1 protein-coding gene is annotated in these 2,610 nt (G+C 57.6%); it reads left to right on the top strand.

Annotated features, from left to right (window positions below; genetic code table 11):
* Nucleotides 1-2,610 (top strand): S-layer family protein (locus B472_RS17135; protein WP_202862791.1); only part of this gene is annotated, 2,610 nt, incomplete at both ends.

The raw sequence follows: 2,610 nt of genomic DNA, 5'->3' as shown, positions 1-2,610 counted from the left end.
GGTTCAAGCCCTGACCACGGCACAGATCAGTGGCGTCTCCACAGACGCTTTGAACGCCTTGACCACCGGCCAGGTGCAAGCCCTGACCACCGCGCAAGTCTCGGCCCTGACCAACCCACAGTTGGCCAACCTGGGCACCGCCCAAGTGGCGGCCCTGACCACGGCTCAAGCCAGCGCCCTGACCACCGCTCAGCTCAACGCCATGGGCGAGGAGCAAATCCAAGCCATCCAAACCGCCGACATCGTGGCACTGACCACCTCCCAGCTGGTGGGCCTGTCCACCGGCAATGTGGCTGCGCTGACTTCCGGGCAAGTCAATGCACTGAGCACAAGCCAGCTGCAGGCCATGACCACCGCGCAGATCAATGCAATCGACGAAGACGACGTGGCCGCTTTGGGCACCCACCAAGTGGCGGCCCTGACCACATCTCAGATCAACAACCTGAGCAACACGCGCATTGAAGCGCTGACCACAGCGCAGGTGGCCGCGATGACCTCCGGTCAGGTCACCGCACTGAAAACCAGCCAACTGGCGGTCATGACCGATGAGCAGTTCACCGCTTTGGGCACCGCCCAAGTTGCTGGCCTGACATCGGGACAGTTTGCAGCCTTGACTGAGAGCCAAGTGCAGTTGCTGAGCACCGCTGAAATTGCAAGCCTGACAACCGCGCAAGTCAACACCATGGGCACGGGCGCCGCGGCCTCGATGACCGCCGCTCAAGTCAGGGCACTCGGTACCGCTCAAGTGGTGAGCCTCACAACCGCTCAACTGAACGCCTTGAACGAGGAGCAAATCCAAGCGCTCGATACCGTGGACATTGCAGCCCTGACCACCGCACAGGTTGCAGGCTTGAACACAAGCAGGATGACCGATCTGAGCTCCGCTCAGGTTCAAGCCCTGACCAGTTCTCAACTGCAAGCCCTCTCCACTGCGCAGATCAACGCGCTTGACCCCGAAGACTTTGGCGTGATGGGCACGGCTCAAATTGCCTCGCTCACCACAGCACAGGTCAACAAACTGAGCGTGAATGCGATTGACGCATTGACCACCACCCAGGTGGCCGCGATGACCACGGCGCAAATTGCTGCGCTGGACACTTCGCAAATCGCGGTCATGGTGTCCGACAGATTCGGGGCATTGGGTACAAACCAAGTGCAAAGCCTCCAATCGAGCCAGTTCGCCGCGATGAATGAGGATCAGATTACGGCGCTGGGCACCGATGTTGCTGCACTGACCACATCGCAGATCAGCACCTTCCCGACCGCTGCATTGCAAATGATGAGCACCGCTCAGATCGTGGCCTTGACCAGCACACAGATCCGCGCGATGGGTGCTGATCAGCTTGAAGCATTGACGCAAGAACAGCTCAATGCTTTGGAGACTGCGGATGTGGCAAGCTTGACCACGGGCCAGATCAGTGGGTTGAGCAGCACCCAATTGCAGGCCTTGAGCTCCGGTCAAATCCAATCATTGACCGAGACACAGCTGCAGGCTTTGAGCACAGCGCAGCTGAACAACTTGGAGCCTGAGGACTTTGCGCAGCTGACCACCGCTCAGATTGTGAACATCACGACAGAGCAGGTTTCCAGCCTTACTGAGGCGATGGTGCAGAGTTTGAGCACCACTCAGCTTGCCAGCATGAGCGCCACGCAAGTGTCTGCACTGACCACAAGTCAGATTGAGTTCATGGACGTGGACCAAATCACCGCGTTGACCAGCACACAGGTCAGGGCCATGGGCACGGCACAAATCAATGCAATGAATGCAAGTCAAATTGCAGCGATTGACACCGAGGACATTGCCGCCATATCGGCCACCAACCTCCCCAATTTGACCACCTCTGTTGTTCAGACACTGTCATCGGATCAGGTCGTCAACATGACGAACACGCAACTCAAAGCCTTGACGGCTGATCAGTTGAATGCTTTGGATTCAGGCGGTATTGCGGCATTGAGTACAGCTCAGATCAACCAGCTCACAGCGGCGCAGGTTGGCACCTTAGGCACGGCGTTCATTGAGAACATGACCACTGAACAGTTCAGTGCTTTGTCTGCCACCCAATTCAGGGCGCTGGATTCAGCACAGGTCAGTGGCTTGTCCACCAAGCAAGTGGCCGCCATGACATCGACACAGATCCGTGTGCTCGATGCAGATGAGCTCAATGCCATGAGTTCGACCCAGATTGCGGCCATTGAGACTGCAGACTTGGCGGCCCTGAGCAACACACAGGTGGTGGGTTTGGACAGCAGCTTTGTGCAAGCGTTGACAAGTGGCCAAGCCGTTGCCTTGACAGCAAGCCAGCTCAGAACCATGTCAACAGATCAGCTCAGCGCCTTGAACACCTCGGCTGTTGCTGCGCTTTTGACCACCCAAATAGCCGCACTGACCGATGCACAAGTCAGTGGTATTTCGACTGCCAACATCACAGCTTTGACCTCTGGCCAAGTCATCACCTTGGATGCAGATCAGTTGCAAGCCATGAGCACCTCTCAGCTCAATGCCCTGGACACCGGCGATGTGGCTGCTCTCTTGACCAGCCAGGTTCAAGCCCTGACCACAGCACAGATCAGTGGCGTCTCCACAGACGCTTTGAACGCCTTGACCACCGG

The sequence above is a fragment of the Limnohabitans sp. Rim28 genome (genome assembly GCF_000293865.2).
Lineage (GTDB): Bacteria > Pseudomonadota > Gammaproteobacteria > Burkholderiales > Burkholderiaceae_C > Limnohabitans_A.
The sequence above is the reverse complement of the archived record's forward strand: the minus strand, read 5'-3'. Positions and strand labels throughout refer to the sequence as shown.